20 protein-coding genes, 2 tRNA genes and 2 pseudogenes are annotated in these 24,473 nt (G+C 73.4%); 20 read left to right on the top strand and 4 right to left on the bottom strand.

Going from position 1 to position 24,473, the window contains the following annotated elements; translation table 11 throughout:
• The 4 genes and pseudogenes from FLM69_RS01825 to FLM69_RS01810 form a co-directional block, all read left to right on the top strand.
• A pseudogene (locus tag FLM69_RS01825) lies at positions 1-296 on the top strand (pyridine nucleotide-disulfide oxidoreductase); the annotation flags it as partial.
• 81 nt (positions 297-377) lie between these two features.
• Complete coding sequence (locus tag FLM69_RS01820) at positions 378-1,013, top strand: TIGR03085 family metal-binding protein (RefSeq protein ID WP_101965499.1); 636 nt, start codon at positions 378-380, stop codon at positions 1,011-1,013.
• 278 nt (positions 1,014-1,291) lie between these two features.
• Positions 1,292-4,708 (top strand): isoleucine--tRNA ligase, encoded by a 3,417-nt coding sequence (gene ileS, locus FLM69_RS01815; RefSeq protein WP_141842811.1) that lies wholly within the window; start codon positions 1,292-1,294, stop codon positions 4,706-4,708.
• Positions 4,708-6,261 (top strand): folylpolyglutamate synthase/dihydrofolate synthase family protein, encoded by a 1,554-nt coding sequence (locus FLM69_RS01810; protein WP_069941166.1) that lies wholly within the window; start codon positions 4,708-4,710, stop codon positions 6,259-6,261. Before ileS ends, FLM69_RS01810 begins: the two co-directional genes overlap by 1 nt.
• A 115-nt stretch (positions 6,262-6,376) precedes the next feature.
• On the opposite strand, the pseudogene FLM69_RS11705 reads toward FLM69_RS01810, so the two are convergent.
• Positions 6,377-6,421 (bottom strand): annotated as a pseudogene (locus tag FLM69_RS11705) (hypothetical protein); the annotation flags it as partial.
• Here FLM69_RS11705 and FLM69_RS01805 point away from each other — a divergent pair.
• Both FLM69_RS01805 and ndk read left to right on the top strand, forming a co-directional pair.
• Entirely contained in the window at positions 6,414-6,758 is a 345-nt protein-coding gene (locus FLM69_RS01805; RefSeq protein WP_354436019.1) for a DUF4233 domain-containing protein, read from the top strand. The pseudogene FLM69_RS11705 and the gene FLM69_RS01805 overlap by 8 nt on opposite strands.
• 75 nt (positions 6,759-6,833) lie before the next feature.
• Positions 6,834-7,256, top strand: coding sequence for a nucleoside-diphosphate kinase (ndk, locus tag FLM69_RS01800; protein ID WP_012750845.1), 423 nt, complete (start codon positions 6,834-6,836; stop codon positions 7,254-7,256).
• Positions 7,257-7,342: 86 nt separating this feature from the next.
• On the opposite strand, the gene FLM69_RS01795 is transcribed toward ndk, so the two are convergent.
• A complete protein-coding gene (locus tag FLM69_RS01795) occupies positions 7,343-8,002 on the bottom strand; it encodes a vitamin K epoxide reductase family protein (protein ID WP_078026092.1) in 660 nt (219 codons plus the stop codon).
• Positions 8,003-8,399: 397 nt separating this feature from the next.
• Here FLM69_RS01795 and FLM69_RS01790 point away from each other — a divergent pair, with 397 nt between their 5' ends.
• The 11 genes from FLM69_RS01790 (at position 8,400) to FLM69_RS01740 (ending at position 19,198) form a co-directional block, all read left to right on the top strand.
• Positions 8,400-11,687: an Rne/Rng family ribonuclease gene (locus FLM69_RS01790; protein WP_228062811.1), complete on the top strand. Its 3,288-nt coding sequence runs from the start codon at positions 8,400-8,402 to the stop codon at positions 11,685-11,687.
• 232 nt (positions 11,688-11,919) lie between these two features.
• The gene (rplU, locus tag FLM69_RS01785; protein WP_002853919.1) at positions 11,920-12,225 is read left to right on the top strand and encodes a 50S ribosomal protein L21; all 306 of its coding nucleotides are present in this window, start codon (positions 11,920-11,922) and stop codon (positions 12,223-12,225) included.
• A 51-nt stretch (positions 12,226-12,276) separates the two neighbouring features.
• Positions 12,277-12,534, top strand: a complete 258-nt coding sequence (gene rpmA, locus FLM69_RS01780; protein WP_002853915.1) for a 50S ribosomal protein L27 — start codon at positions 12,277-12,279, stop codon at positions 12,532-12,534.
• A 169-nt stretch (positions 12,535-12,703) separates the two neighbouring features.
• Positions 12,704-14,251, top strand: a complete 1,548-nt coding sequence (obgE, locus tag FLM69_RS01775) for a GTPase ObgE (protein ID WP_063189578.1) — start codon at positions 12,704-12,706, stop codon at positions 14,249-14,251.
• Between the two features lie 3 nt (positions 14,252-14,254).
• Complete coding sequence (gene proB, locus FLM69_RS01770; protein ID WP_095695642.1) at positions 14,255-15,460, top strand: glutamate 5-kinase; 1,206 nt, start codon at positions 14,255-14,257, stop codon at positions 15,458-15,460.
• Between the two features lie 73 nt (positions 15,461-15,533).
• Positions 15,534-16,883 (top strand): glutamate-5-semialdehyde dehydrogenase, encoded by a 1,350-nt coding sequence (locus FLM69_RS01765; protein WP_141842809.1) that lies wholly within the window; start codon positions 15,534-15,536, stop codon positions 16,881-16,883.
• 79 nt (positions 16,884-16,962) lie between these two features.
• The gene (locus FLM69_RS01760; protein ID WP_002853906.1) at positions 16,963-17,184 is read left to right on the top strand and encodes a hypothetical protein; all 222 of its coding nucleotides are present in this window, start codon (positions 16,963-16,965) and stop codon (positions 17,182-17,184) included.
• A 74-nt stretch (positions 17,185-17,258) separates the two neighbouring features.
• Positions 17,259-17,906, top strand: coding sequence for a nicotinate-nucleotide adenylyltransferase (gene nadD / locus FLM69_RS01755; protein WP_098471621.1), 648 nt, complete (start codon positions 17,259-17,261; stop codon positions 17,904-17,906).
• Positions 17,903-18,328 carry a ribosome silencing factor gene (gene rsfS, locus FLM69_RS01750; RefSeq protein ID WP_002853902.1) on the top strand — a complete coding sequence of 142 codons (426 nt, stop codon included), beginning with the start codon at positions 17,903-17,905 and terminating at the stop codon, positions 18,326-18,328. Before nadD ends, rsfS begins: the two co-directional genes overlap by 4 nt.
• Positions 18,329-18,341: 13 nt before the next feature.
• Positions 18,342-19,001, top strand: coding sequence for a histidine phosphatase family protein (locus FLM69_RS01745; RefSeq protein ID WP_141842807.1), 660 nt, complete (start codon positions 18,342-18,344; stop codon positions 18,999-19,001).
• 121 nt (positions 19,002-19,122) lie between these two features.
• Positions 19,123-19,198 (top strand) — tRNA-Ala (locus tag FLM69_RS01740).
• A gap of 86 nt (positions 19,199-19,284) precedes the next feature.
• Here the strand turns inward: FLM69_RS01740 and FLM69_RS01735 are convergent.
• Positions 19,285-20,415 carry an oxidoreductase gene (locus FLM69_RS01735; RefSeq protein WP_141842805.1) on the bottom strand — a complete coding sequence of 377 codons (1,131 nt, stop codon included), beginning with the start codon at positions 20,413-20,415 and terminating at the stop codon, positions 19,285-19,287.
• A gap of 170 nt (positions 20,416-20,585) precedes the next feature.
• On the opposite strand from FLM69_RS01735, the gene FLM69_RS01730 reads away from it, so the two are divergent.
• Both FLM69_RS01730 and FLM69_RS01725 read left to right on the top strand, forming a co-directional pair.
• Positions 20,586-20,661, top strand: a tRNA-Ala gene (locus FLM69_RS01730).
• Between the two features lie 243 nt (positions 20,662-20,904).
• Positions 20,905-21,984: a hypothetical protein gene (locus FLM69_RS01725; protein ID WP_141842803.1), complete on the top strand. Its 1,080-nt coding sequence runs from the start codon at positions 20,905-20,907 to the stop codon at positions 21,982-21,984.
• Positions 21,985-22,080: 96 nt separating this feature from the next.
• Here FLM69_RS01725 and FLM69_RS01720 read toward each other — a convergent pair whose 3' ends face one another.
• A complete protein-coding gene (locus tag FLM69_RS01720; RefSeq protein WP_141842801.1) occupies positions 22,081-22,773 on the bottom strand; it encodes a TetR/AcrR family transcriptional regulator in 693 nt (230 codons plus the stop codon).
• A 163-nt stretch (positions 22,774-22,936) separates the two neighbouring features.
• Between FLM69_RS01720 and FLM69_RS01715 the strand changes: the two genes are divergently transcribed.
• Positions 22,937-24,469 carry an NAD(P)/FAD-dependent oxidoreductase gene (locus tag FLM69_RS01715; protein ID WP_141842799.1) on the top strand — a complete coding sequence of 511 codons (1,533 nt, stop codon included), beginning with the start codon at positions 22,937-22,939 and terminating at the stop codon, positions 24,467-24,469.
• The last annotated feature ends 4 nt before the right edge of the window (positions 24,470-24,473 follow it).

Genomic DNA, 24,473 nt, shown 5'->3' with positions numbered 1-24,473 from the left:
TGATCGGGCACACCAAGGGTGACTCCCTGGAGACGATCAAGCATCTGATCGAGGACGAGCCGGGGCTGTGGACGGCCCAGGAGCCCTCCGAGGAGTCGGTGATCGAGCTGCTCGAGTCCCGTGAGGTCCCGTACACCACGTGGGCCGGTTGGCATGCTCTGGATGACCATGAGAAGTCCCTGGGTGCGCAGGCGACGCAGGCCGGTCCGGTGGCGCGGGAGCGGGTGAAGGTCGTGGACCGGGAGGAGATGACCCGCATCTCCCGGGAGAGCGTCCTCCTCGGCGCCGGAGGCTGAGTCCTCCCGTCGGGCGGATTCGCGGCCGCGGCGCGGCCCACCCCTCGCCCGCGCCGCGGCCCGCTCCCTACCGTGGTGCCCATGACCACCTTCGCCGCAGCCGAACGCGCCCGTCTCGCTGACCTCCTGCTCGAGAAGGGCCCCCACGCGCCCACCCTGTGCGGCGGCTGGAGCACCCGCGACCTCGCCGCCCACCTCTGGCTGCGGGAGAGCCGGCCCGACGCCTTCGCCGCCCTGTTCATCCCGCCGCTGTCCCGCCACCTCGACCGCCTGACCGCGGACACCAAGCGCCGCGACTACGCCGAGGTCGTGCGGGAGTGGGCCGCGGGCCCGTCGGCGCTGAACCCCATGCGGGCGGCGGACAGGCACGTGAACGCGGCCGAGCACTTCATCCACCTCGAGGACGTCCGGCGCGGCGAGTCCGCGACCGGCGGCTCGCTGCCCGCCCCGCGCCCGTTCTCCCCGGACGAGGAGGACGCCCTCTACCGCTCGCTGCGTCGCATGGCCCCGCTGTTCCTGCGCACGTCCACGGCGCCGGTGGTCCTCCAGGGCCCGGGTCGCGCCCCGGTCACCGTCACCCGTGGGGCCGTGGCGCTGCGGGCGCCCGTCACGGTGACCGGCGAGGTCGGGGAGCTCCTCCTCTGGGCCTCGGGCCGGGACGCCGTGCACGTGGAGATCGACGGCGACGCGTCGGCGGCCGTGCGCACCGCCCTCTGACGCGCTCCGGCCCCGCGGCCCCGGGCCGGCGCAGCGTCCACTACACTGGCGGGCACAGGCGTCGACCCGGCCATCACCGGCGAGCCTCCGGAAGAACGGGCCGCACGGCCCCAGTAGAACCGGACGGGTAAGCCCGTCACAGCAGTCATCAAGCGGCCGGCACCCCGGGGACCTCCCGACGCCGGCAAGCAAGGTGGTACCGCGTCCGCGGCCGGCCGGAGGGTCGGGCCCTCGGGCGTCCTTGCACGGAACCGACGCCCCGGACGCAAAGGACCCCCGTGTACCCCCTCGCCTCCTCCGCCCCTGACGGCCGCACCCCCGCCTCCCCGCGCTTCCCGGAGATCGAGCGCCGCATCCTGGCGTACTGGGACGAGGACGGCACCTTCCAGGCCTCGATCGACCAGCGTCCCACCCGGAACGAGGACGGCTCGCAGAACGAGTTCGTCTTCTACGACGGCCCGCCCTTCGCCAACGGCCTGCCGCACTACGGCCACCTGCTCACCGGGTACGTCAAGGACCTCGTGGCCCGCTACCAGACGCAGCAGGGCCGCCGCGTGGAGCGCCGCTTCGGCTGGGACACCCACGGCCTGCCCGCCGAGCTCGAGGCGATGAAGCAGCTGGGCATGACGGACAAGTCCGAGATCGAGGCCATGGGCATCGACACGTTCAACGACGCCTGCCGCTCCTCGGTCCTGAAGTACACGGACCAGTGGCAGGACTACGTGACCCGCCAGGCCCGCTGGGTCGACTTCGAGAACGACTACAAGACCCTCACCCCGGACTTCATGGAGTCCGTGATCTGGGCCTTCTCCGAGCTGCACCGCAAGGGCCTGACCTACCGCGGCTTCCGCGTCCTGCCCTACTGCTGGAACGACGAGACCCCGCTGTCCAACCACGAGCTGCGCATGGACGACGACGTCTACAAGATGCGCCAGGACCCCTCGGTCACCGTCACGTTCCCGATCACCGGCCTCCCGGCGGACCCCGCCCTCGTGCCCGACGGCGGCGCCGACGCGGCGCTCGCCGCGCACCTGGCCGGCGTCCACGTCCTGGCCTGGACCACCACGCCCTGGACGCTGCCGACCAACGCGGCCCTCGCCGTCGGCCCCCAGATCCAGTACGCCGTGGTGCCGGCCGGCCCCGAGGGCGCGACCGCGGACGGGGACCGCTTCCTCCTGGCCGTGGACCTGGTGGGCGCCCACGCCAGGGAGCTCGGCTACGCCGATGCCGACGCCGCCCGCGCCGCGGTCACCGAGACGATCCCCGGCGCCCGCCTCGGCGGCCTGGCCTACGCGCCGCTGTTCACGGACGTGTTCGACGCCCACCGCGGGGAGACCTTCACCGTCAACGGCCGTGACCTCGGCGTCGAGGGCGCCCACCGCATCCTCGTGGACGACTACGTCTCCACCGAGGACGGCACCGGCGTGGTCCACCAGGCGCCGGCCTACGGTGAGGACGATCAGCGCGTGTGCGAGGCCAACGGCATCCCCGTGCTGCTCTCCGTGGACTCCGGTGCCCGGTTCCTGCCGCTGTTCGCCCGCGAGGACGTCGGGCGCGGCGACCTGCGCGAGATCGCCGGCGTGCAGGTCTTCGAGGCCAACCGCACGATCATCCGCGCCCTGCGCGCCCTGGGCCGCGTGGCCCGCGAAGCCTCCTACGAGCACTCCTACCCGCACTGCTGGCGGTGCCGCACGCCCCTGATCTACCGCGCGGTGACGTCCTGGTACGTCAAGGTCACCCAGATCAAGGAGCGCATGCTCGAGCTGAACGAGGAGATCACCTGGATCCCCGGCAACGTGAAGCACGGGCAGTTCGGCACGTGGGTCGCCAACGCGCGCGACTGGTCCATCTCCCGCAACCGGTACTGGGGCTCGCCCATCCCGGTGTGGGAGTCCGACCACCCCGACTTCCCCCGCCAGGAGGTCTACGGCTCGCTCGCGGAGATCGAGGAGGCCTTCGGCCGCCTGCCGCGCAACGCCCAGGGCGAGGTGGACCTGCACCGCCCGTGGGTGGACGACCTCACCCGCCCCCACCCGGACCCCGAGGCCGCCGCGGCCGGTGCGGTCATGCGCCGCGTCGAGGACGTGCTGGACGTCTGGTTCGACTCCGGCTCCATGCCGTACGCCCAGGTGCACTACCCGTTCGAACGCGCGGACTGGTTCCCCACGCACAACCCGGCGGACTTCATCGTGGAGTACATCGGCCAGACGCGCGGCTGGTTCTACACCATGCACATCCTGGCGACCGCCCTGTTCGACCGGCCGGCGTTCTCCAACGTGATCGCGCACGGCATCGTGCTCGGCTCGGACGGGCAGAAGATGTCCAAGTCGCTGCGCAACTACCCGGACGTCACGGAGGTCCTGGACCGCGACGGCGCGGACGCCATGCGCTGGTTCCTCATGGCCAGCCCCATCCTGCGCGGCGGCAACCTGATCGTCACCGAGGACGGCATCCGCGAGGGCGTCCGCCAGGTGCTGCTGCCGGCGTGGAACGCCTACCACTTCTTCACCCTGTACGCGAACACCGCGCACGACGGCGGCGCCCGCCCCGAGGGGTACCGCGCGCAGGAGCGGCACACCGCCGAGGACCCCCTGGACCAGTACATCCTGGCCGCCACGGGCCGCATGCTGCGGGAGGTCAAGGCCGGCCTGGACGCCTACGAGGTCTCGGACGCCACGGACGCGCTGCGCGGCTTCATGGACACCCTGACCAACTGGTACATCCGCCGGTCCCGTGAGCGGTTCTTCGACGAGGACACCGTCGCCTTCGACGTCCTCTACACCGTCCTGGAGGCCTTCACCCGGGCCGCCGCACCACTGATGCCGCTGATCGCCGAGGAGATCTGGCGCGGCCTCACCGGCGGCCGCTCGGTCCACCTGACCGACTACCCGGACGCCGACCTGTTCCCCCACGGGCCCGAGGCGGACTCCCTCGTGGCCCGCATGGATGCCGTGCGCCGCATCAGCTCGGCCGGCTCGGCCCTGCGCAAGGGGGCCGGGCGCCGGGTGCGCCTGCCACTGCCCCGCCTGTCCGTCGTCGTCCCGGACGCGGCGGGCCTCGAGGGCACCTACGCCCGCATCGTGGCGGACGAGCTGAACCTCAAGGACGTCGAGCTCACCGAGCTCTCGGAGGAGGCGATCGCCCGCTACGGCATCGGCACGGAGCTGAAGCTGAACTTCCGCGAGCTCGGCAAGGCGTTCGGCAGGCAGGTGCCGCTCGTGAAGCAGGCGGTCGACGCCGGCGCGTACGAGGAGACGGCCGAGGGCCTGGCGGTCACGCTCGCCGACGGCGAGACCGTGACCCTGGCCCCCGCGCTCTACGAGCTGCGCACCGTCTCCACCGGTGCCCCCGAGGGGACCGCGGTGGGCGTGCTGCCCGGCACCGCCGGCTTCCTCGTGCTGGACACCGAGGTCTCCGCGGAGCTGGCCGCCGAGGGCACCGCCCGGGACGTGGTCCGCGCCGTCCAGGCGGCCCGCAAGGACGCCGGCCTGGACGTCTCCGACCGCGTGCGCACGCGGATCGAAGGCCCCACCGCCGTCGTGGCGGCGCTCGAGGCCCACCGCGGTCTCGTCGCGGAGGAGACCCTCACGGTGGACCTGGAGCTCGTGGACTCCGGCGCGGCCGACCCGCGCAAGGACCCGGCCGACGACGCCATGAAGACCGTGGCCGTCTCCGTCGCGAAGGCAGACGCGTGATGCGCGGGGACGTCCCGGGCACGGTCGAGGAGGTCTACCGGGACCTGCTCGCCCGCGCCCCGGAGAACAAGATGCAGCCGCGGCTCGAGCCGATGCGGCGCGTGCTCGCGCTGCTCGGCGACCCGCAGCACGCGGCCCCGGTGATCCACCTGACCGGCACCAACGGCAAGACGTCCACGGCGCGGATGGTCGAGGCCGTCCTGCGCGCCTACGGGCTGCGCACCGGGCGCTACACCTCGCCGCATCTGCAGCGTGTCACGGAGCGGATCAGCATCGACGGCGCCCCGGTGGCCGACGAGACCTTCGTGCGCGTGTGGGGGGAGATCCTCCCGATCGTGCAGACCGTGGACGCGGAGCTCGAGGCCGCGGGCGAGGTCCCGCTGACGTACTTCGAGGCGGTCACCACGCTGGGCTTCGCGGTGTTCGCGGACGAGCCCGTGGAGGTCGTCGTCCTCGAGGTGGGCCTCGGGGGCGTGACGGACGCGACCAACGTCGCGGACGCCGTCGTCTCCGTGGTCACCCCCATCTCCCTGGACCACACGGACCTGCTGGGGGAGACCGAGGCCGAGATCGCCGAGGAGAAGGCCGGCATCATCAAGCCCGGCGGCGCCCTCGTCTCCGCCGCCCAGGAGCGCGACGCCGCCCAGGTGCTGCTCGAGGCGGCGCAGGCGGCCGACGTGCCGTTCCGCTTCGAGGGCGTCGAGTTCGGCGTGCTCGAGCGCTCCCTGGCCGTGGGCGGCCAGCAGGTGTCCGTGCGTGGCCTCGCGGCCGAGTACCGGGACCTGTTCCTGCCGCTGCTCGGGGAGCACCAGGCGCAGAACCTCGCGGTGGCCGTGGCGGCCCTGGAGATGTTCCTGGGCGGCGGCGAGCGACCGCTGGACGAGGAGCTGCTGCGCGAGGGGCTGTCCCAGGTCACCTCGCCCGGCCGGCTCGAGGTGCTGCGCACCGCCCCCACGCTCATCGTGGACGCCGCCCACAACCCGGACGGCGTGCGGGCCACGGCCCGTGCGGTGCAGGAGGCGTTCGGCTTCACCCGCCTCTCGCTGGTCGTCGGGATCCTCCAGGAGAAGGACGCGCCGGGCATGCTCGCGGCGCTCTACCGGGCGTTCGGCGACGACGTGGAGGACCTCGCGGTGACGCAGTCCTCCTCGGCCCGCGCCATCCCGGCCGGGGAGCTGGCCCGCATGGCCGTCGACGCCGGCTGGCCCGAGGACGACGTGTACGCCACCGAGTCCGTGCCGGACGCCCTCGAGTGGGCGGTCGGCCGCGCGGAGGCCCTCGAGACGAGCGCGGACGAACTGGCCTCCGGCACCGGCGGCGGTGTGCTCGTGCTCGGCTCGATCACCCTGGCCGCCGAGGTCCGCACCCTCGTGGGCGAGCCCCGCCATGCCGGCCCCGTCACCGTGGCCGCCCGCGGCCTCGACCCCGCCGACCTGCTCGACGCCGTCGGGCTGGCGGACGCCGACGAGGACGACCTGGACCCGGAGATCCTCGAGCTGCTCGAGGACCGCGACGACGCCGGCGCCCGCCGCCGGACGGAGGAGGACCGATGAGCCCCGACCAGCCGGAGACCGGAGGCGCCCCGGAGCAGGGGCGCTTCGGCGACGAGTCCTGGCGCCCCGAGCGCGAGACGCGAGCCCAGCGGCAGTGGCGCCCCGGCACTCGTCGGCGCCGCCGCTCCGTGCGCGCCCTGTTCACCTCCACGATCCTCATGCTCGAGGCGGTGCTCATCTTCTTCCTCGGACTCATGCTGTTCGGCATGCACCGGGACGAGCCGGGCGCCTGGTGGTTCGTGGCGGGCTACTCCGCGCTGGCCGTCGTCGCGGTGCTGACCTGCGCCCTGGTGCGCAAGCCCGTCGGCATCGCGATCGGCTGGGCGATCCAGGCCGTCCTGCTGGCCTCCGGCTTCTGGGAGTACTCGATGTTCGTGGTGGGGGCCCTCTTCGCGCTGACGTGGGCGTACGCCGTGATCAAGGGCGGTGCCATGGACGTCGAGAACGCCCAGCGCGACCGCCTCGAGGCCGCCTGGGAGGCCGAGCACGGACGCTGAGTCCCGGGCCCCACTAGGGTGGAGCGGGAACCGGGCCGCGCTCGCGGCCGTCCGACGACGCTAGGAGCACACCCCATGACGCACCACACCGAAGAGACCCTCGTCCTCATCAAGCCGGACGGGGTGGCCCGCAACCTGGTCGGCGAGATCCTCGCGCGCATCGAGCGCAAGGGCTACGTGATCGCCGACCTGAAGATGCTCACGCCCACCCGCGCCATGTTGGAGCGCCACTACGAGGAGCACCAGGGCAAGCCGTTCTTCGAGCCGCTGGTGGCGTTCATGGCCTCCGGCCCCGTGGTGGCCGCGCGCGTCACGGGCGATTCGGTGATTGAGGGGTTCCGCTCGCTGGCCGGCAAGACCGACCCCACCGTGGCCGCCCCGGGCACCATCCGCGGCGACCTGGGCCGGGACTGGGGCGAGGCCGTCCAGAAGAACCTCGTCCACGGTTCGGACTCGACCCTTTCGGCCGAGCGCGAGCTCGCGATCTGGTTCGGCTGAGCCCGTTCCGGGCCCGCACGACGGCGGCCGGTCACCCTGGTGGGGTGACCGGCCGCCGTCGTCGTGTCCGGTGGGGGAGCTTAGGCTCAGTCGATCCCGACGACCCCGAGGCCCAGTTCCAGCAGGATCGAGGCGAACACCAGGACGTAGAGGAGCACGATCACGGGCCAGGCCAGCTCCCGGGCGAGGCGGACGAGACCGGCCGGGGCCGGCAGCGTGCCGGTCTGCAGGTTCCGGGACGTCACAAGCACGAGCTGGGCGATGACCATGGCCCACACGATCATGCAGTAGAGGCAGAGCGTGCCGATGCTGTAGACGGCCGAGTACCAGAGCCACACGCAGAACGCGAAGCCCGCCAGGATCCCCGCGTTCATCAGCAGCCAGTACCAGCGGGCGAAGCGGGCGCCGGCGAGCAGGGACATCCCCACGGTGATGAGCACGGAGAACGCGACCACGCCGATGTACGTGTTCGGGAAGCCGAAGGTGTGGGCCTGCCACGACTGCATCACCTGGCCGCAGGACACCCACGGGTTGAGGTCGCAGGACGTGCGGTGCGTCGGGTCCGCGGTGAGGAGGGTGCGCTCGACGATGATGATGATGGTGGCCGTCAGCGCCACGAGCGAGGTGATCAGGAGCAGCGCCGCCGTGCCCGCGGGCCGGGCGTACCAGGTGAGCCGGGCCTCCTCGGCGGGGATGTCGTCGGCGGGGGAGAGGCGGATGTCGTCCGTCAGCGGGGTCGCAGGCATGGACACGATTCTAGGCGCGTGCCCGGGGCGGATGTGAGAGAATCGGCCCTGGCCGTCCCGTGGCCACACCGCGGGGCAGCCCGCTGCGCGCCCGACGTCGGGCCGCCGCCGAGGCGCCCCCGCGTCGAGCATCGTGCGGGAGGTGGACGCCGGGCTTCGCCCGTGCGCGTCCGTGCGCCGGCCGGCGGACGGCACGTGACGCCCAGGCCCCGATCTCGAGGGCGCAGCGGTTCCGCGCCGGGCCCTGACGGTCGACGCGGTCCACCCGATGACTTCTCGGAGTCCGCCACCCGGCGCACCCGTGGCGCACGGCGCCCGGGGCAACGCGGCCGGCGGCGGACGCGGACACGCCGGGCGGCGGCGAGTGTGGCGTCGTCGATCGGCGGGAGGTGCTGCCATGGCGGCCAACAACGAGGACACGACCCGCGCAGACGAACGTGCGGAGGAGACGGCCGAGCAGGCCGTGACGCAGACTGCGGCGGACACCGCCGCCGGGGCGGTTCAGCCGGAGCGGACCCCCGCGTCCGATGACGCCGCGGACGCGCCCGAGGAGCCGAGCGCGCCGACGCTGCAGTTCGACCCGACCGACCCGTTCGCCGTGCCGGCGAACCTGATCGAGGTCCTGCGCACCGAGACCACCTCGCGGCAGCGCTCCGAGGCTGAGGACGACCCGGCGACCTCCGGGCGTTCGCGCCGTCGTCGCCCCTCCCGCGAGGGCGGCCACGCGGAGGAGAGTGCCGCAGACGCGTCGGCGGACGCCGAGGACCGGGAGGACGCCGGAGAGTCCGAGGACCGTGCCGAGGGCGCCGTGGTCTCCCGTCGGCGCCGCCGGCGCCGCCGCGGCGAGGTGGACATGGAGCTCGACGGCGGCGAGGCCGGCGATCCCGAGCACACCGTCACCCGCGTGCGCGCACCGCGCCAGGCCGTCAGCACCGCCTCGGACACCGTCCAGAGCGTCAAGGGCTCCACCCGGCTCGAGGCGAAGCGCCAGCGCCGCCGCGACTCCCGCTCGGGCGGGCGTCGCCGCACCGTGATCACCGAGGCCGAGTTCCTGGCCCGCCGCGAGGCCGTGGACCGCAAGATGCTCGTGCGCCAGCGCGACCAGCGCATCCAGATCGCCGTGCTCGAGGACGGCGTGCTGGCCGAGCACTTCGTCTCTCACACCACGCAGGACTCGATGATCGGCAACGTGTACCTGGGCAAGGTCCAGAACGTGCTGCCGTCCATGGAGGCCGCGTTCGTGGACATCGGCCGCGGACGCAACGCCGTGCTCTACGCGGGCGAGGTCAACTGGGACGCCGCCCAGCTGGACGGCAAGCCGAGGAAGATCGAGAACGCGCTCAAGTCCGGCGACACCGTGCTCGTCCAGGTCACCAAGGACCCGGTGGGCCACAAGGGCGCCCGCCTGACCAGCCAGGTCTCCCTGCCCGGCCGCTACCTCGTGTACGTGCCCGGAGGCTCGATGACCGGCATCTCCCGCAAGCTGCCGGACGTGGAGCGCTCGCGTCTGAAGAAGATCCTCAAGGACCACCTGCCGCAGGACGCCGGCGTGATCGTGCGCACCGCGGCCGAGGGCACCTCCGAGCAGGAGCTGCAGAACGACATCAACCGTCTGCGCGCCCAGTGGGAGGGCATCCAGGAGAAGGCGTCCGGCACCAAGGTGCTCGCCCCCGAGCTGCTCTACGCCGAGCCGGACCTGACCATCAAGACGGTCCGCGACGTCTTCAACGAGGACTTCTCCGCCATGCTCGTCCAGGGTGAGGCCACGTGGGACAACATCGAGGCCTACGTGACCTACGTGGCCCCGCACCTGCTGGACCGGCTGCACCACTGGGTGCCGGAGGACCACGACGGTGAGGACCTGTACGCCACCCACCGCGTGGACGAGCAGCTCCACAAGGCGCTCGAGCGCAAGGTGTACCTGCCCTCCGGCGGCTCCCTCGTGATCGACCGTACCGAGGCCATGACCGTGGTGGACGTGAACACCGGCAAGTTCACGGGCTCCGGCGGCAACCTCGAGGAGACCGTCACCAAGAACAACCTCGAGGCCGCCGAGGAGATCGTCCGGCAGCTGCGCCTGCGGGACATCGGCGGCATCATCGTCATCGACTTCATCGACATGGTGCTCGAGGCCAACCGTGACCTCGTGCTGCGCCGTCTCGTGGAGTGCCTGGGCCGGGACCGCACGAAGCACCAGGTCGCCGAGGTGACCTCGCTCGGCCTGGTCCAGATGACGCGCAAGCGCATGGGCACCGGGCTCGTGGAGGTGTTCTCGGAGACCTGCGAGCACTGCGCCGGCCGCGGCATCCTCATCCAGGACACGCCCGTCGAGCGGGGCCGCTCCGGCGGTGAGCAGCGCGGCGAGGCGGAGGGCCGCCGTCGTCGCCGGCGTCGGGGCGACGGCGAGGGCGAGCACGCCCACGCCGCCCCGGCCACGACGGCGGGCGCCGAGCCCACCGACTCCGAGGACGAGCGGCAGCGCCGTGAGCGGGCCGAGGCCGCCCGTGTCGCCCTGCACTCGATCGCGAAGGCCTCCGGCAAGGTGGCCGAGGACGAGACCCCCGCCCAGGAGTCCGCCCCCGCCGAGCAGGCGGCGGACGCCGCCGAGGACTCCGGGGCCGAGGCCGTCGAGGCCGCGTCGGCCGGGCCCGCGGAGGCCGGGCAGCCGGCCGGGGCGGACGAGGAGGAGACGCCGCGTCGCCGGCGCCGTCGGGGCCGCCGCCGCAGCCGGGGCCGCGCCGAGGAGCCGGGGGACACCGCCGCCCAGGATGCCGCGCGGTCGCACGACGACGGCCCCGCCGAGTCCGCCGATCAGACCCGTCAGACCGAGGAGGAGGCGGCCTCTGAGGCCCCTGGGGCCCCCGAGCACCAGGACCCGGTCGTGCAGGCCGAGGAGGCCGTGGCCGCCGTCGCGGAGGCGGAGGCCGACGCCGAGGCCGAGCCCACGGAGGATGCGGCCGAGCAGGGCGACCGCCCGCGCCGGTCCCGGCGTCGCCGGGGTGGCCGTGGGCGGTCCCGCCGAGGTGGCGAGGCGGCCTCGACCGAGGCCGACGCCGAGGACCAGGGTGCGGAGCGCGCGACGCCGTCGCGGCACGACGCCGCGGACGCCGAGTCCTCGGTGGCCGTGTCCTCCGAGGTCGCATCGGAGCCCGTGCCTGCCGAGGATGCCCCGGCGCCCCGGCGCCGCCGGTCCCGCCGGGCCTCGAGCGACGGCGTCGTCCGTCCGGCCGCCGGTGCGGACGCGTCCACCGAGCGGGCGGCCGACCGCCCGGACGCGGCGCCGGTGGAGACCACCGAGCCCTCGCCCGAGGAGTCCACGGACGCCACCGAGGTCCACGAGCAGCCCGCCGCCCCGGCCGCCGTCGAGGAGGCCGTGATGGTGGAGCCTGCGGCCACCGAGCCGACGGCGGAGCCCGCGGCGGACGTGGAGCAGACGCCCGACGCGGACGCTCCGGCCGAGGCCCAGGCGGCCCCGGCGCCCGGATCGCCGCGCCGGCGCTCGCGTCGCGCCGTGTCCTCCGACGGCGTCCACGTCCAGGTCCAGGCCGCGCCCGGCGGCGCCCGGGGCGGCCGCTTCACGGCGGCCGTGGCCGAGGCGTCCACCCCCGCCGAGCCGCAGGGTGCCGCCCCGGTGATGCTCGGCGTCGGCGTGAAGGCCGCCGACCTGGCCCGTCGCGGCCGCTGACCGTCGTCGGTGCCGCCGCCCCGGGCCTGCCCCGGGCGGCGGCGACGCGCCGACACGCCTCTGTTTGGTCCGGATGCCCGGCAGCGAGTATGCTGGACCATCGGTGTTCACCGCCCGCACGCTCCCGCATGTCCCGGTGAGGGACCGCCGGACCCGGACGCAGCCGCGGTCGAGGTGCGGGCGAGCAGAACCCGATCTGATCCATTGAAACGTCGAGAGAAGTGAGTCCCAAGTGGTGTACGCGATTGTCCGCGCTGGCGGCCGCCAGGAGAAGGTTTCCGTCGGAGACCTCGTTACCCTTGACCGCGTTCCCGCTGAGACCGGTGGCTCCGTCGAGCTGCCCGCTCTGATGCTGGTGGACGGGGACGAGGTCAAGGCTGGCGCCGATGCCGCCGGTGTGAAGGTGACCGCCGAGGTCGTCTCCCACTCCCGTGGCAAGAAGGTCGTCATCATGAAGTACAAGAACAAGACCGGCTACAAGAAGCGCCAGGGCCACCGCTCTGAGCTGTCCACGGTCAAGATCACCGGGATCGCCTGAGCCGTCACCGGCACCGGCGAAACCGAGCATCCGAGAGGTTAGGCAACAGCAATGGCACATAAGAAGGCCGGCAGTTCCTCGAAGAACGGCCGCGATTCGAACCCGCAGTACCTCGGCGTCAAGCGCTACGGCGGCGAGGACGTCAACGCCGGCGAGATCATCGTCCGCCAGCGTGGCACCAAGTTCCACCCGGGCCGCAACGTCGGCCGGGGCAAGGACGACACCCTCTTCGCGCTGTCCGCGGGCTCCGTGGCCTTCGGCCAGCGCCGCGGCCGCAAGGTCGTGGACATCGTCCCCGCCGCGGAGTGATCTGACACTCGTGCGGTCTGCGTGCGGACCCTCGCCCGGCGAGGACACCCGCACCCCCTGACGCCCCGGCGGGGGCGGGCCCGGCATCCACCGGACCCGCCCCCGCCGTCGGCGTCTCCGGCCCCTGGGCCGTCTGAGTCCGATCCCTCCAGCCCCTAGGAGCACTCCCATGGCAGCCTTCGTGGACCGCGTGGTCCTCCACCTCACCGCCGGCAACGGCGGGCACGGGTGCGTCTCCGTGCATCGCGAGAAGTTCAAGCCCCTGGGTGGCCCCGACGGCGGCGACGGGGGCGACGGCGGCGACATCACCCTCGTGGTGGACTCGCAGACCACCACGCTGCTGGACTATCACCACGCCCCGCATCGGTCCGCCGAGAACGGCCAGCCGGGCATGGGCGACCACCGCGAGGGCAAGAACGGCCAGTCGCTCGTGCTCCCCGTGCCGGACGGCACGGTGGTCAAGGACGAGCAGGGCAACATCGTGGCCGACCTCGTGGGGGAGGGCGCGACCTACGTCGCCGCCGCCGGCGGTCAGGGCGGCCTCGGCAACGCGGCCCTGGCCTCCGTGAAGCGCAAGGCGCCCGGCTTCGCGCTGCTCGGCCTGCCGGGGGAGAGCCGGGACCTGACGCTCGAGATCAAGACCGTGGCGGACGTCGCGCTCGTGGGCTTCCCCTCGGCCGGCAAGTCCTCCCTCATCGCGGCCCTGTCTGCGGCCCGCCCCAAGATCGCGGACTACCCGTTCACCACGCTCGTGCCCAACCTCGGGGTCGTGCAGGCCGGCGACGTGCGCTTCACCGTGGCCGACGTCCCGGGCCTGATCCCCGGTGCCTCGGAGGGCCGCGGCCTCGGCCTGGAGTTCCTGCGCCACGTCGAGCGCTGCGCCGCGCTCGTGCACGTCCTCGACTGCGGCAGCCTCGAGTCCGACCGCGACCCGATCGCCGACTTCGAGGCCATCGAGGCCGAGCTCGAGGCCTACGCGGTGGAGCCCGTCTTCTCCCAGGGCGGGGAGGGCGTCGTACCGCTGAACGAGCGGCCCCGCCTCATCGCCCTGAACAAGACCGACCTGCCCGACGGCGCCGCGATGGCGGACATGGTCCGCGACGAGCTCGAGGGCCGCGGCCTGCGGGTCTTCGACATCTCCGCGCTGGCCCGCGAGGGCCTGGACGCCCTCAAGTACGCCATGGCCGAGCTCGTGGCCGAGGCCCGTTCCCGGGTGGTCGAGCCCGCGCCGGCCGCGCCCGTCGAGGTGCCGCGCCGACATCGCCGCCGTGGCGAGCGGGCCGAATTCACGATCCGCCGTGAGGAGCGCAACCTCGAGCCGCTGTTCCGCGTGCGCGGCGAGAAGCCCGAGCGGTGGGTCGCCCAGACGGACTTCCAGAACGACGAGGCGATCGGCTACCTTGCGGACCGGCTCCAGCGGGCCGGCGTCGAGGACGGCCTGTTCAAGGCCGGTGCGAAGCCGGGCGACGCCGTCGTGATCGGCGACGACGTCACGGGCGTCGTCTTCGACTGGGAGCCCACGCTGTCCGCGGGAGCCGAGTTGCTCGCCGGGCCCCGTGGCACCGACCTGCGGCTCGACGAGCGCACCCGCGCGACCCGCGCGGAGAAGCGCGCCGAGCAGGATGCCCGCCGGGCCGCCCGTGCGGCGACCCGGGCCGAGATGGAGGCCGAGCGACGCTCCGGCCTGTGGAACGACACCGACGATCGAGAGGGATGATCCATGTCCGTGCGGCGCACCGTCGTCACCCGCTATCCGACCCCCGCCACGCGCGGCTCCGAGGACCCGCGGGCCAACCCCGTGACCTCGCGGGAGACGATGGGCGCCGCACGTCGCGTCGTCGTGAAGATCGGCTCGTCCTCGCTGACCACCCCGGACGGCCTGGACGTGGCGGCCATCGACCGGCTCGTGGACGTCCTCGCCGCCGAGCGGCAGAAGGGCACCCAGGTGGTGCTCGTGTCCTCCGGTGCCGTCGCGGCCGGATTCCCCCACCTCGGGCTGGGCCGACGCCCCAAGGACACCGCCACCCAGCAGGCCTCGGCGGCGGTCGGCCAGAGCAAGCTCATGGCGCACTACACCACGAGCTTCGGCCGGCACGACACCGAGGTGGCCCAGGTGCTGCTGACCGCCGAGGAGCTCATGCGGCGCACCCAGTACACGAACGCGCACCGCGCCCTGTCGCGGCTGCTCACGCTCGACGTGATGCCGATCGTGAACGAGAACGACGCCGTGGCCACGCGCGAGATCCGCTTCGGCGACAACGACCGCCTCGCGGCCCTCACCGCCAACCTCTGCAAGGCGGACCTGCTGGTCCTGCTCTCGGACGTGGACGCCCTCTACACGGGCCACCCCTCGAACCCGGACGCACGGCGCATCCCGGAGGTCACCTCGGACGACGATCTGGCCGGCGTCGACGTGCGCGTGCCCGGTTCCGCGGGCGTGGGCACGGGCGGCATGGTGACCAAGGTGGACGCGGCCGGCATCGCGGCCACCACCGGCATCCCGACCCTGCTCACCTCGGCCGCGAACGCGGGCGCCGCGTTCGCGGGGGAGGACGTGGGCACGTGGTTCTCCGCCACCGGCCGCCGCCGGTCCGCGCGCGCGGCGTGGCTCGGCCTCACGGCGGAGGTCCGGGGCCGGCTCGTCATCGACGACGGCGCGGTGGCCGGGGCGATCGACCGCGGCCGCTCCCTGCTGGCCGCGGGCATCACCGGCTGCACGGGCGACTTCACGCCGGGCGACGTCGTCGAGATCGTGGACGCGCACGGCCGGGTGCGGGCGCGCGGCCTCGTGCAGTACTCCTCGTCGCAGCTGCCCGCCATGCTCGGGCGGACGACCGCCGACCTCCGCGAGGACCTGGGCGCGGGCTACGACGGCGTCGTCGTGCACGCCGACGACTGGGTGCGCCTGGCTCCGCCGCAGCGCTGACCGGCACGGGCTCCGGCCGCGGCGACGGACCGGGGCCTCGTGCCTCGTCCGGGGCGCTCGATAGGCTGGGGGCATGCAGACCACCGAGAGCACCGCACCCCAGGATCAGTCCGGCCGCCAGGACGCCGAGGCGCCGACGCCCGAGGTCGAGGAGGCCGTCCGCCAGCGGGCCGAGTGGGCGCGTCAGGCCGTGCCCGAGCTGGCCACCGCCGGCCGCGCCCGCAAGGACGCCGTCCTGCGCCACATGGCCGAGGCCCTGCGCGCCAACGCGGCCGCGATCATCACGGCCAACCGCGAGGACCGCGGCCGCGGCCGCGAGGCCGGCACCTCGGCGGCCATGCTGGACCGCCTCAAGCTGGACGAGGCGCGCGTCGAGGCGCTGGCCCTCGCCCTGGAGACCCTGGCCGGCCTGCCGGACCCCGTGGGCACCGTGGTCCGCGGCGGTCCGCTGCCCAACGGCGTGCGGATGAGCCAGGTGCGGGTGCCCCTGGGCGTCGTGGGTGCCGTGTACGAGGCCCGTCCGAACGTCACGGTGGACATCGCCGGCATCGCCCTGAAGTCGGGCAACGGCGTGATCCTGCGCGGCGGCTCGGCCGCGGAGTCCACCAACGCGGTCCTGATCCAGGTGCTGCGGGAGGCGCTCGTGGATCAGGGCTTCGACCCCAACATCATCCAGGGCATCGACGATCTCGGACGTCCCGGCGTCGCCGCGCTGATGGCCGCTCGTGGCGCGGTGGACGTCCTCGTCCCGCGCGGCGGCCGTGAGCTGATCCAGCGCGTGGTCCGCGAGGCCCGGGTGCCCGTGATCGAGACGGGTGAGGGCAACGTGCATCTGTACGTGGACGCCGCCGCACCCAAGCAGATGGCGGTGGACATCGCACTCAACTCGAAGACCCACCGCACCTCCGTGTGCAATGCGGCCGAGACCCTGCTGCTCCACCGGGACGCGGAGGAGACGGGCCGCGAAGTGCTGCGCGCCCTCACCCGTGCCGGCGTGCTGCTGCACGTGGACGAGGCCGCGCGGGCCTGGCTGCCCACGCTGGCCGACCGCGGCGACCACGCCCGGGACGCCGTGGACGCCACGGAGGAGGACTGGGGCACCGAGTACCTGGACATGGAGATGGCCGTGCGCGTCGTGGACTCCCTCGACCAGGCGATCGAGCACATCGGCCGGTGGTCCACGGGCCACACCGAGGCCATCGTCACGAACGACCTGGCCGCGGCCGAGCGGTTCATCACCGAGGTGGACGCCGCGGCCGTCATCGTGAACGCGTCCACGCGCTTCACCGACGGCGGCGAGCTCGGCCTCGGTGCCGAAGTGGGCATCTCCACCCAGAAGATGCACGCCCGCGGGCCCATGGGCCTGGAGGAGCTCACGACCACCAAGTGGATCCTGCGCGGCGACGGGCAGATCCGCCGCTGAGCCGGGCTACGATGGACACCAGGACCCCTTCGGCCCGGCCCCGGCCCGGCCGTCTGACCCGCTGCACCGAGGAGCATCCATGCTGAACACCTCCCTGATCCTGGCCGCCGCCGAGGGCCACCACGTCGTCAACGAGCTGCCGATGGACCCCATCTGGTACGGCGTGCTCGTCTTCGCGCTGCTGATGGCCGCCCTGGCCGCCACCATGTCCATGCGCTCCCGCGCGCTGCGCCTGCCCGAGCCCACCACCGCGGTCCAGCACCACGGCACCGGCCGCGGCTCGCACACCTCCGGTCACTGACGTCCCACCGGCCCGCCGCGTCGCCGCCTCCGCCGGGGGCGACGCGGCGGGCCGTCCGTTCGTCTCCTGAGCGCATGACCGTCGCCTCCCGCACCCCCGTCCCCGAGCCCACTGCCGGGGGCGTGCGCCGTCGTCGCCTCGGCATCATGGGCGGCACCTTCGACCCGATCCACCACGGGCACCTCGTGGCCGCCTCCGAGGTGGCCGCCGAGTTCGAGCTGGACGAGGTCGTCTTCGTCCCCACGGGTCAGCCGTGGCAGAAGTCGGACCGGCAGGTCTCCCCGGCCGAGGACCGCTACCTCATGACCGTGGTGGCCACCGCCTCCAACCCCCGGTTCACCGTCTCCCGCGTGGACATCGACCGCCCCGGCGTGACCTACACCGTGGACACGCTGCGGGACCTGCGCCGCCTGCACCCGGACGCCGAGCTGTTCTTCATCACCGGCGCGGACGCGATGGGCCAGATCCTCACGTGGAAGGACGTGGACGAGCTCTGGGACCTGGCGCACTTCGTCGGCGTCACCCGTCCCGGCCACGACCTCTCGGACATGGGCCTGGGCGCCGACGTGTCCCTGATGGAGATCCCCGCCATGGCGATCTCCTCCACGGACTGCCGGGAGCGCGTCCGCCGGGGCCGGCCCGTCTGGTATCTCGTCCCGGACGGCGTCGTCCAGTACATCGCCAAGCACCACCTCTACGTCTCGGAAGAGGAGACCTCGTGACCGTTCCCCAGACCACCCTGGACGCCCTCACCACCGCCGCGGCCGCCGCCGCGGACAAGCTCGGCACGCACATCGTCGCGTTCGACGTCGCCGAGCGGCTCGGCCTGACCGACGCCTTCCTGATCGCCTCCGGCGCCTCGGAGCGTCAGGTCAACGCGATCGTCGACGGCGTCGAGGAGGCGCTGCTGAAGGACGAACAGCTCAAGCCGCTGCGTCGCGAGGGCCGGTCCGACGGCCACTGGGTGCTGCTCGACTACGGGCACTTCGTGGTGCACGTCCAGCATCGCGAGGACCGCGAGTTCTACGCGCTGGACCGCCTGTGGAAGGACACCCCGGCGATCGACCTCGGCCTGCCGGAGGAGAGCACCCGCCCGGACGCGGCCGCCCAGGACGACGGCGCCTCCGCCTCGCACGCCTCCTGAGCGGGGCTGCGAGATGCGCCTGATCCTGCTGCGTCACGGCGAGACCGACTGGAACGTCCTGGACCGCTACCAGGGGCACACGGACATCGAGCTGAACGCCGAGGGGGAGCGCCAGGCCCGCCGCGCCGCCGGCGGGCCCGTGGGTGACCTGATCGAGGACGCGGAGGAGCTCGTGGCCGTGTGCTCCCCGCTGGCCCGGGCGCGCCGCACGGCCGAGATCGTCCTCGAGGCCCGGGTGGGCGAGGCGTCCGTGGCCCTCGACCCGGAGCTGATGGAGCTGGCCGGGGGAGAGTGGGAGGGCCTGGAGCTCAGTTCCATCGCGGAACGCTGGCCGGACGAGCACCGCCTTTGGCGGCCCGAGCCGGCGCTCGACGCCGGCCCCGTGGGCGGGGAGACCCTGCGCGGGGGCGGCGAGCGGGCCCTGCGTGCGCTGCGCGGACACGTGCCCCCGCACTGGGCGGACACCCCGAGCGACGGTGGTGCCCAGACCCTGCTCGCCGTGGCCCACGGTGCGCTGATCCGCGCGGCCACGGGGCTGCTCCTCCGTCACGAGGGCGAGGCCTTCGCGGCGATGGAGCGGATCGGCAACGCCCGTGCCGCCGTGCTGCAGGGCGCGTTCGCTCCCGCGACGGAGGGCTGGGGCGACTGGACCCTCGAGGGCTACAACATCTGAGGGCGCCCCGGCCCGGACGCCGATTTGGCGCCGGCGCGGGGACCGTGTACGCTGGTCGAGTTGCCAGCGAGGCGAACGGGCCGGAAACGGCGCGTGAACATCGCGGGTGGCGCCCACATCTGGGGGTATGGCGCAGTTGGTAGCGCGTCTGCATGGCATGCAGAAGGTCAGGGGTTCGAATCCCCTTACCTCCACCAGTCAGAAGGCCCGGTCCACACGGACCGGGCCTTCGTCGTCGTCGGACTCCCGTGCGGGGCCGGGAGGCGACCGCCGCCCCGCGACATCACCGCGGTTCTGCACTGCGGTGATGTCGCTCCGCCGCGGTCGGTGCGGGGGACACGCCGGGGTACGCTGCGCGCTCCGCCGCCGTGAGTGCGGGTTCCACCGCACGGCCCTCCCGCGCCGAGGCGACGGCGGCCTCGAGCACCGCCATCACGGCGACGGCCTGGTCGGGGGTGGCGGCGTCGCTGCTCGCGCGGCCCAGGATCGCGTCGCGCACGCCCGCGTAGGACCGCTGCTGGGCTCCGATCGGCGCGGGGACGCGCTCGGTGTTCCCCTCCCCGTCGTGCAGGAGGATCGGGTCCGGATCGACGCCCCAGCCCTCGGCGCCGGGGAGCAGACCAGCGCGCAGCTGAACCTCCTGCCGATCCGGCAGTTCCTTCACCGCGGAGCCACGCGTGCCGTGGACCGCGAAGCGCGGGCTGCCGCCGGCCACGAGCATCGACGCCTGCAGGACCACGCGCCGGCCCGGGTACTGCAGCACGCAGTGCGCCCAGTCCTCGACCGGGGCGCCCGGACGCAGGGCCGCGAGGTCGGCGTCTACGCGTTCGGGGACACCGAAGAGCAGGAGCGCCTGGTCGACCAGGTGCGGTCCGAGGTCGAACCAGATGCCGCCCCCGGGCACCGCGGCTTCCCGCCAGCGGTCCCGGACGGTCGGGCGGAAGCGGTCGATCCGGGACTCGAGGTGGACGACGTCCCCGAGCCGGCCGGAGCGCACGAGCTCGGCGATGCCCAGGAAGTCGCTGTCGAAGCGGCGGTTCTGGAACACCCGCAGCACCCGCCCCGTCTCGGCCGCGAGGTCGCGCAGCTCCCGCGCCTCGGCGAGACTCAGCGTGAACGGCTTGTCCACCACCACGTGCCTGCCCGCCCTGAGGGCGGCGCGCGCGAGCGGCGTGTGCTGGTCGTTCGGGGCGGCGATCACCACGAGGTCCACGTCGTGCCACGCCAGGAGCGCGTCCACGTCGGGCACCACGACGACGTCCGGCAGATCCGCGTGCACCGCGTCCGGGCGGCTCGAGACGACATGGGTGAGAGCGAGTCCCTCCGTGGCGTGGAGCAGGGGGACGTGGAACGTCTTCCCGGCGAACCCATAGCCGATCAGGGCGGTGCGGATCGGTGCGTCAGTGCGGGACATGCAGGACCTCCTGGGCTGGCGGGGGGGCATGGGGGCGTCTCCTGCACGCTAGGCCGTGGCGTCGCGGCGGTCCATCGACGCCGCCCGGCCGGTTTGCGCGGTTGCCGCAGGCCGGGTATTCTGTTCAGGTGCTCCGGCCGGTCCGCCGGAAACGGAGTCACCACCCACCTGGGGGTATGGCGCAGTTGGTAGCGCGTCTGCATGGCATGCAGAAGGTCAGGGGTTCGAATCCCCTTACCTCCACCAGTCAGAAGGCCCGGTCCGTGCGGACCGGGCCTTCGTCGTCGTGACGGCCAGCTCGCCGTCGAGAACCACCGGTCACGGCCGGGTTGCGGTCCAGTGTCGATCACGCATCGACGTCGCATAGCTCTTTCATGGCAGGCTCTCGGCGGACAGACTCGAGGCGTCCCCACCCGTGGAGCCCGGAACACCGGTGCTGCAGAGGCGGGGGCCGCCGGCCCTGTCCGGCCGACTCAGTGAGGAGCTGCCATGTCCGTCATCCGTACCCGTCGTCCCTCCCTCCGTCACCTGCCCGTCGCCGTCGCCGCCGCCGGCCTCGTCACCACCGTCGCCCTCGCCGGCCCCGCCGCCGCCTGGGACGACGCCCACGGCCCCCAGGCCGGCTACTTCCAGGCCGTCGACCACGAGAACGTCACCACCGCCCTCTTCCAGACCTACGACGGCTACGACCCGGAGGACCTCACGCTCACGCTCACCCCGGTGGCCGAGGACGGCACCCGCCTGGAGGGCGGCCAGGAGGTCGAGTTCACCGCCCTGGACGTCATCGACGGCGGTGCGGTGGACGTCCTGGAGACCCGCCGCGCGCTCGGCGCGGCCGGTGCAGGCCTGGTGCGGTACGACGTCGTGGCCGACGGGCAGATGCTGAACATGGGCATCACGCTCCAGGCGGACACCGACCTCGCCGACGATCAGGGGGCGGCCGTGCACTCTGTCGACGGCCCGCAGATGGCCCACCTCGGGGACCGGCCCCTGGCCTGGGACTCGGCCATGCAGTTGGCACCCGGGGTGGCGGGCGCCGAGATCGTCCACCTGGTCGCCGCGCCGACGATGGAGAACACCTACGCGGCGGTCGTGGCCGAGCCGGCCCACGGTGAGGTCTTCGCGTTCCGTGACTCGGAGCACTCCGAGCTCCGTGCCTGGTACATCCCCGACGAGGGCTTCGTCGGCACGGACACCTTCACCGTCGACTTCCACAGCGATCACGTCGCCCATGTCCAGACCGTCACCGTGCACGTCGGCGAGGAGATCCCCGCCGCGTACGACGGCTTCCTCGATGCCGAGGACGGCGTCCTCAACGGGAAGCCGCTCGACCTGACCGACCCGGACACCGCCGCGGCGCTCGCCGCGTTCCGGGGCGACGAGGCCGCCCCGGCTCCGGAGGGCGCGGAGAAGCAGCCCGCTCCGGTCGGGGACGACGCCGACGAGCAGCACACGACCCCGGACACCGTCGAGACGGGGCAGTCCACCGGCTGGTGGCTGGCCGGCCTCGGCACCGCCGCCGCGGGTGTGCTGGTCGCGGCCCGCCGTCGTCTGGGCCTGACCGACTGAAAATCCGCCGCGCACAGATCCGTCGACGCGCCGCCCCTCTCACACACAGGGGCGGCGCGTCCGTGCCGGCCTGACACGTGGCCGGCAGTCCGCGGGTCAGTCGCCGAGGCCCGCCAGCAGCAGGTCCAGTCCCTCCTCGAAGGGTGCGTCCGCGTAGGGGTTCCGCGCCCCCGTCGCGCGCGTGCTCCCGCCCGCCCGGAAGGCCTCGGCGGCCGCGCCAAGCGCGGGCAGGCGCTCCTGCGCCCCCGCCACCTCGAAGATGTCGGCCGGAGAGTCGACGTCGTACGCGGAACCGTAGATGAACGACTCGAGCGCGATCACCCGGGCCAGCACCTGCTCCGGCGCCAGGCCGGTCCGGGCCAGCACCGCGCACACCGTCTCGTAGACCCGCTGCGTCGACGGGGCTCCCTCGATCGGCAGGGTGGCGATGAGCGGGATCAGCGGCGGATGGGCCGCGAAGACGTCCCGGTAGGAGCGTGCCCACGCCCGCAGGGCGGCGACGACGGGCGCCTCGCCCCGGATCGCGGCCTCCAGCTCGACGAGCGAGACCTCGCCCATCACGGCGTCCTGCAGCAGGACGAGCAGCTCATGCTTGCCGCTGATGTGGTTGTAGAGCGCGCTCGGCGCCACGCCCAGGCGACGGCCGACCGCCGCCATGGTGAGCCCTTCGTATCCCTCGGTGCGGGCGACCGCGAGCGCCGCGTCCGCGATCGCTGCGCGGCTCAGAGCGGGGGAGAGAGGTCGTCCGCGGCGGCGACGCGTCCGGGGCGGTTCAGGGGTCTCGTCCATCCGGCCATTCTGACCCGTCGGACGGGCGGAAGGTGTCATGTCGGCCACGGACCGGCCTTCCCTTCCCGGCGCGCGGCCCGTACAGTGAGCGCCGACACTCTAAATGAACGGCATTCACCTGGGCTCTGCCCGATGCCCCCGTCCCCGCCAGAGGAGCACCCCCATGACCACCGCCCCCGCCACCGTCGGCCGCGAGCGCCGGACGAGCGACGTCGTCGTGATCGGCGCCGGCCCGGCCGGCCTCATGGCCGCCCGCACCGCGAAGGCCCAGGGCCTGTCCGTCACCGTCCTGGAGGCTCGCCGGCGCGTCGGCGGCCGCACCTGGAACGGCCTGGTCGAGGGCGCCGACGGCAAGGACCACTTCATCGAGATCGGCGGCCAGTGGATCTCCCCGGACCAGACCCGCCTCATCTCCCTGGTGGAGGAGCTCGGCCTGCCGACGTTCTCGCGCTTCCGCGACGGTCGCAACGTCTATGTGGACCCGCGCGGAGAACGCCACGTCTACGACGGCCTCGACTTCCCGGTGGCCGAGAAGACGGACCGGGAGATGGATCGCCTGATCGCCAAGATCGACGAACTGACCGCAGAGATCGACGCCGCCTCCCCGTGGGAGCACCCGCGGGCCGCCGAGCTGGACAAGATCTCCTTCCGCCACTGGCTGGAGCAGGAGTCCGACGACCCGGAGGCCATCGACAACGTCTCCATCTACATCGCCTCCGGCATGCTGACCAAGCCCTCCCACACCTTCTCCATGCTCCAGGCGCTGCTCATGGCCGCCTCGGCGGGGTCGTTCCGGAACCTGGTGGACGAGGACTTCATCCTGGACAAGCGCGTCGAGGGCGGCATGCAGTCCGTGTCCCTGACCATGGCCGCCGAGCTGGGCGACGACGTCGTCCTCGGCCAGCCGGTGCGCACCCTCCGCTGGGCCGAGCCGGACCCGACCACCGCGGACGAGAAGAACGGTGTGGCCGCGGACGTGCGCAACGGCGTGGCGCACGACGGCGCCGCCGGCGACGTCGTGGCGCTCACCGACGACTACGAGGTGCACGCCCGCTACGCGGTCCTGGCCGTCCCGCCGAACCTCTACAGCCGCATCTCCTTCGAGCCGCCGATGCCGCGCGAGCAGCAGATCGCGCACCAGCACATCTCCATGGGCCTGGTCATCAAGGTGCACGCCGTGTACGAAACCCCGTTCTGGCGCGAGGAGGGCCTGTCCGGCACGTGCTTCGGCGGGGGCCGTCTCGTCCAGGAGATCTATGACAACACCAACCGCGGCGAGAACCTGGCCGGTGGCGCCCCGGGCGAGGAGGACCCGCACGGCACCCTCGTCGGCTTCGTGTCCGACGTGTACGCCGAGCAGATGTGGGCCCTGCCGGAGGAGGAGCGCAAGGCCGCGATCCTCGGCGCCATGGCCGAGTACCTCGGTCCCCGGACCCTCGAGCCGATCGCGTTCTTCCTCTCGGACATGGCCGCCGAGGAGTGGACCCGAGGCGCCTACGCCACCAGCTACGACCTCGGCGGACTCTCCCGCTGGGGCCACCTCCAGAACCGCCCGACCGGCCCCATCCACTACGCGTGCTCGGACATCGCCGCCGAGGGCTACCAGCACGTGGACGGCGCGATCCGCATGGGCGAGGCCGCCGCCCTGGCCATCGCCGAGCGGGAAGCCACCGACGCGGGGCAGCCCACCGGCTGACCGG

The organism is Micrococcus sp. R8502A1 (assembly GCF_006704135.1).
GTDB lineage: Bacteria > Actinomycetota > Actinomycetes > Actinomycetales > Micrococcaceae > Micrococcus > Micrococcus luteus.
Note: the sequence above shows the minus strand (reverse complement) of the source record. Positions and strands in the feature narration are given on the sequence as shown.